Source organism: Deltaproteobacteria bacterium, assembly GCA_018668695.1.
Classification (GTDB): Bacteria; Myxococcota; XYA12-FULL-58-9; order XYA12-FULL-58-9; family JABJBS01; genus JABJBS01.
In genome coordinates, this window is record JABJBS010000405.1 from 1 (window position 1) to 5,903 (window position 5,903).

The following is a 5,903-nucleotide window of genomic DNA, read 5'->3' on the forward strand; positions in this document are numbered from 1 at the left end:
ATGGCCTAAAAACAGTCAAGGTTCTGAGCTCCAAAGGCATCAAAACCAACGTCACGCTCTGCTTCTCAGCCGCTCAAGGACTTTTGGCCGCCAAGGCGGGAGCAACCTACATCTCTCCATTTATTGGCCGTCTGGACGACATTTCTCACGTCGGCATGGAAATCGTCGATGAATTGGTCAATATTTACGACATTCATGGCTTAGAAACCGAGGTCCTTGCGGCCTCCATTCGAGGTCCCCGCCACGCAGTGGATGCTGCTTTGGCTGGAGCCCATGTCGCCACCATCCCGTTTAAGGTACTTAAGCAGTTGGTCGCTCACCCTCTCACCGATGCTGGCCTTGCAAAGTTTCTAGCCGATTGGGAAAAAGTCCCCAAGCCTGAGTAGTTAAAGTGCGAAATTCGCTTCGCGATCGGGTGATCTGGGCAGCATCCTACGCGGTCAGAACATACCCCAAGAACCTCCCAAGCACCTGTTTTTAAACACTAAATGCAATATTTAGGCCGATTTCCATTTCTGGCATACACCGTGCTTGAACTTAGAGGTGGCACCTTCGTCACAAAAGAGTTCATTGGAGAGGTTTAGCCATGCTTGAAATCGCTGCAGCACAAGAACAACGACAACCCACTGCGTATCCTGAAGCACTTAACGTGATACACAGCGATGAGACCAAGGTCGCGGTCCTGTTGAACCGCAACGCACGCCTCGTTACCGATAAGCTTGTTCGCAAGATTGAACGCCTGGTTGGACGTGATCACGTTTACTACAGCCGCACGCTCGAAGAGGCAGAGGCTTTTACACGCGAAATCATCCAAAAGAACTATGGAACGATTGCCTGCGGCGGCGGCGACGGAACGCTCACTGGCACCGTGAACTTCGTACAAAAGTACATCAATGAAGCCAACCGCTGGCGCGTTGAGCGCTACGAACGTTTCGGAGAGAAGCAGGACCTCATCGGTATGCCTCGGTTTGCATTCTTACGGCTTGGTACCGGCAATGGTATTGGTCCCGTAGTAGGCGCTCAGAGCCCTTACCAAGACCTTCGAAAACTCATCGAATATCTCCCCGGCCGCAATCATCACATGCCGATGATGGATGCCGATGGCGAGCAGTGCTTTGTTGCGGGCTTCGGTTATGACTCGATGCTTTTAAACGACTACAACCAGCTCAAACAAACGACCAATAACCCAATCCTGAAGCCGATGATGCATTCGGTATTAGGTTACTTGGCTGCCACTGTGGCCAAGACTGTACCACGCGCTCTCTTTGGTGATGCACGGCTTGAAGCACGGGTCGTAAGCGTCGGTAAAGGCTACTACGTGGATCCACGGCGCGGCGATGCTGTCGTTGAAATCGAACCTGGAACCACAATTTACAATGGTCCCGCATCCTTCATCGGTGCAGGCACACAGCCCTACTTTGGCTACCGGTTCCGCGCTTTTCCATTTTCCAACATCATGCCTGGAATGATGAACCTTCGAATCGCTACGCTTGGACCTTTGTCTACACTTTTTCATCTTCCGAAAATTTGGAAGGGTGACTACCGCAATGCGAAACGTATGATGGATTTCTTGGTCGAAGACGTTCGGATTGAACTCAAAGACCCCTACCCGTTTCAACATTCGGGTGATGCACAAGGCATGAAGAAAGAAATGCGCCTTTCTCTTGCACAAAGCCCCCTCAAGCTGGTTGATTTCCACACCCCACGTATGATCTCTTAGGCCGGATTCGGGCACGCGCCTTTGGGCCCGTGCCACAACCTTGCCTTGGAGCTCTGATGTACTCTTTATCTACTCGTGGTCTAACCATAATCGGCGTTCTGTGCGCTCTTTGTTCGACCAATCTAGCCGCCGCCAAATATATGCCAGCTGACTTTGAAGGCAGAATATTAGAGACCAGCTCACTCTCAAGTCCCAGCAAAACGTTTCACCTTCCGTCAGCACTCAAACCTACCGTGGCATTTTGGCAGGAAGTCTTTGTGACCTACGACAGCTCTGACCTCATTCTGCATGATAAGGAAAATATGCAGGTCGTCTGGGGCATCTACAAAGTCCCCAAGGATGACGGGACTCGAGCCACCCGCAAAATCATCTCCGACAAAACAGATGGAATCCTTGATGAACACAGAGAAGCGCTTGCCTCCCTCGGAGAAGGCAACGCTCCACGGAATAAATGGGAAGAGTTGATCGTTAAAAAAATGGGTGCGTCTAGCAAACGACTCTTAAAAAATGCTCATCAACGGGTACGGGCACAGCGTGGTGTCGCAGACCACTTTGCGGCAGGAAAAAAACGTGCAAAACCATGGCTTGGTAAAATCCGAACTGTCTTGAAAGAAAAAGGTGTACCAGAAGAGATTGCACTGATGCCTTTTGTGGAATCCATGTTTAATACCAAGGCACACTCGTCCGCGGGTGCGGCAGGAGTATGGCAATTGATGCCTCGAACCGCTCGTGAACTGGGACTCAAGGTAAGCAGCAAGAAAGATGAGCGGATGGACATCATGAAAGCGACCCATGCGGCTGCCAAACTTTTAAAACGTAATTACAAACTCTTGAAGGCGTGGCCCCTTGCAGTAACGGGTTACAACCATGGTGCTTATGGAGTTAAACGAGCGATTCGCGATGTAGGATCTCGAAAGCTGGTTGATCTCATTAACAACTATAAAAAGTCTACGTGGGGTTTTGCCTCTAAGAACTTCTACGCAGAGCTGATAGCTATGATTCGTATTTTCGAAGGTCTAGGACCCAATAAACAATCCAGCCAAGGTGCAGCGAGCCGCCCATGAACTTAAAGCGGATAGGACACATCGCCAAATGGCTCAGTGCCCTCGCTGTACTTGGACTTTTTTCCGGTATTGGCGGCATCTTCTATATCTCCCAAGACCTTCCCAAGCTTGAGTCTTTGGAAGACTACAAACCTGCTCAAGCAACTCGGATCTATTCTGATGATGGTCACTTGGTTGCCTACGTGGCCAACCAAAGGCGAACGGTTATCCCCATGGAAGCCATTCCCAAGCATGTTGCCCACGCTTTTCTCGCAGCAGAAGACCGAAATTTCTACAGCCATGAAGGTCTGGACTATCTAGGAATCCTGCGAGCTGCCCTGAAAAATCTAAGACCCGGTGCCCACCTTCAGGGAGCTAGTACCATCACCCAACAAATAGTGAAGACGATGGTTCTTGGTCCCGAGCGTTCTTACAGCCGTAAAATGCGAGAGGCCGTTCTGAGCTTTAAACTAGAGAATAGCTTGAGCAAAGATGACATTCTTCACATCTACCTTAATCAAATCTACTTCGGCTCCGGTGCATGGGGCGTTGAACAAGCCGCTCAGACCTATTTTGGGATTTCAGCTCGAGACCTAACGGTAGCCCAAGCAGCGTATCTTGCGTCCGCTCCAAAACATCCGGCCCGCTACAATATCAAATCCGATGCTGCCGGTGCACAAAAACGACAGCACTATGTTCTGAGCCAAATGCTCGCAGCCGGTTGGGCTGATGAAGAAACCGTAACCCTGGCCAAATCTGCACCTATTCCAGCGCCCGCTCCGCGCCCGGCTTATCTCGATGTGGCCTCTCATTACACCGAGTGGGTCATTCGAGAACTGACGAAAGAGTATGGTACGGAAGCAGTCTATGAGGGCGGCCTTACTGTTTACACTGGCATGCAAGCGGCACATCAAGCAGCAGGCATGAAAGCTTTAAGAGGCGGTTTAGAAAACCTCGGTAAGAAAAACGGCTGGTCCGGTGCACCACTTCGCGTGGAAGTGAACCTCTTCGAAACGTATCACAATGAGATTCAAAAAGAGTTTGCGAAGCTTTACGAAAGACGAAAACTTTATACAGCATCGCCTGGAATGGCACAGACACCTGTATGGGATTTATCGAAAGTAACCGCTAAAGACCTAGTCAGCGAGATTAAGTTTCGTAAGAAGATGGTACTCAAGGTTCCCAAAGTTGGTATGCGAGTCACGGCAATTGTAAGCGCTGTTAATTCTTCGCAGAATACGATCACTGTCGATCTGGGTGGATTCAAATCGATACTAACACTTCAATCACTCAAATGGGCTCGGAGATTCTCACCCACAGCCGCAACGCCTGCTCCCCGTGATCCCACCGACGTCCTACAACGTGGCGACCTTATCGAGGTGATTCTAACGTCGCTTTCAAAATCTGCTGATGGCACTTCAACCCTTAGTAAAATCAAATTGGTACCCAACCCAAAAGTACAAGGCGCGCTTTTCTCAATAGATCCCCATACACGTTATGTTCGTGCGATGGTGGGAGGCTACCACCGCAACCCTGGAGGCCTGAACCGGTCGATGCAGTCTTTAAGGCAACCTGGCTCGGTGTTTAAGCCCATCCTTTACGCCACGGGCTTGAAAGAAAAAATCATTACGCCTGCCAGCATCTGCCCTGATGCCCCTGTGGTCATTCGGGATAAATGGACCGGCAAAGCTTGGAAGCCTGAAAACTACGAAGACGGTCGCTACGATGGAAACATCACCTACCGGCGCGCTCTCACACGCTCAAAGAATACCTGTTCGGTCAAACTGCTTGAGATGGTCGGCGTTGAGAAAGTGCGGGAACTCGCTCGCAATATGGGAATCGGTTCAAAGCTCCCCGAAAACCTTACGCTTGCACTGGGAACAGGCGAGGTGACGCCCATGGAACTCGCCAATAGCTACGCAACCATTGCTTCTGGTGGGTTTTACGCGAAGCCCATTTTTATTCGCAAAGTCGTTTCACTCACGGGTGATATCCTTCAAGAGAATCGAGCCAACCCCGTTCAAGTACTCGACGCCGATGTGGCCTTTGTTATCACCCATATGATGCAGTCGGTGATCGAAGAAGGAACGGGTGTTAGGGCCAAGCGCTTAAAGCGTGCCCTAGCTGGTAAGACGGGAACGACCAACCAAAGCCGTAATGCGTGGTTTGCAGGATTCTCTCCGGAAACAGTTGCTGTGACCTGGGTCGGCTTTGACGACAATGCGCCCATGGGGCGCGCAACTGGTAGCAGCGCTGCCCTACCCATCTGGGTCGATTACCTCGATCACGCACTCCGAGACACGCCGCGGCTGCCTTTTAAGCCACCACCAGAAGTTGTTTTTCGACGCGTCGATGCAGACACGGGGACCATTAACAATGACATCGGAAGCATCGAAGAGGTTTTTGTAGCTGGGACCGCGCCCGAGGAAAATGCTCAAGAGCTCGAGAGTATATTCATTGACGACGAAGACGGGCTTGACGCTCAGCTTCAGTGATTCGGTGGTAGTTAGGATTTAAGAGTCTTAAGTCATCACCGTTGCCCGCTCTTATTTTATCCGCCAACATCAAGAGTCCAAAAGCCGCATCTGGTAAAACCGAATCCATCCACCCGGTGTCGTCACCAAAGACTTCTTTCCCATCACCAACCAAGACGGCGCCGGTCTCTGATATCAACGCTTTAAACTCGGCTGGTGTTCGTGTGCCATCTTCAATAACGGCATCACAGACCGCAGCTTCGCTGCAGGTGTAGAGTGCCGAGTAAATCTCTTTTTGGCGTGCATCCAATACCACTGCCGCTTGGGCTTTTCCTGTAGAAGCCGCCCAAAGCGCGAGGCTTGAAAACCCGTAAAGCGGCATTCCCGCGCCCAACGACAAACCTTTAGCCGTGGCCAAACCTACTCGGAGCCCCGTAAATGAACCTGGCCCCAAACCGACTGCTATCGCCTTAATCTGGGTGGCAGTAATGCCAGATTTCGTCATCGCTTGATAAATTTCTTCGGCCAACGCTTGAGATGGGACAGAGCCTTGTTCAAACTCAATATGAGACACAGGATCGAATCCTGGCCAGCCCACCATGCAAACGCTGGCCGTCGTCGTCGAAGTATCGATGCTAAGTAAAGGTCCGCCTGCGTCTTGGCTAA

The 5,903-nt window shown here is 50.9% G+C and carries 5 protein-coding genes; 4 read left to right on the forward strand and 1 reads right to left on the reverse strand.

Annotated elements, in window-relative coordinates; genetic code table 11:
- The 4 genes from HOK28_24050 to HOK28_24065 form a co-directional block, all read left to right on the forward strand.
- The coding region (locus HOK28_24050; protein ID MBT6436183.1) for a fructose-6-phosphate aldolase at positions 1-386 on the forward strand (386 nt) is incomplete at its 5' end.
- A gap of 200 nt (positions 387-586) precedes the next feature.
- Complete coding sequence (locus HOK28_24055) at positions 587-1,720, forward strand: hypothetical protein (GenBank protein MBT6436184.1); 1,134 nt, start codon at positions 587-589, stop codon at positions 1,718-1,720.
- Positions 1,721-1,776: 56 nt separating this feature from the next.
- Positions 1,777-2,784 carry a transglycosylase SLT domain-containing protein gene (locus HOK28_24060; GenBank protein MBT6436185.1) on the forward strand — a complete coding sequence of 336 codons (1,008 nt, stop codon included), beginning with the start codon at positions 1,777-1,779 and terminating at the stop codon, positions 2,782-2,784.
- Entirely contained in the window at positions 2,781-5,258 is a 2,478-nt protein-coding gene (locus tag HOK28_24065) for a PBP1A family penicillin-binding protein (protein MBT6436186.1), read from the forward strand. Before HOK28_24060 ends, HOK28_24065 begins: the two co-directional genes overlap by 4 nt.
- Here the strand turns inward: HOK28_24065 and tsaB are convergent.
- Positions 5,218-5,903: tRNA (adenosine(37)-N6)-threonylcarbamoyltransferase complex dimerization subunit type 1 TsaB (gene tsaB, locus HOK28_24070; protein ID MBT6436187.1), on the reverse strand; the 686-nt coding region annotated here is incomplete at its 5' end. The genes HOK28_24065 and tsaB overlap by 41 nt on opposite strands.

Excerpts from the sequence above, each read along its gene's own strand:
- HOK28_24055 (MBT6436184.1), top strand. The coding sequence starts at position 587 with ATGCTTGAAATCGCTGCAGCACAAGAACAACGACAACCCACTGCGTAT.
- HOK28_24060 (MBT6436185.1), top strand. The coding sequence starts at position 1,777 with ATGTACTCTTTATCTACTCGTGGTCTAACCATAATCGGCGTTCTGTGC.
- HOK28_24065 (MBT6436186.1), top strand. The coding sequence starts at position 2,781 with ATGAACTTAAAGCGGATAGGACACATCGCCAAATGGCTCAGTGCCCTC.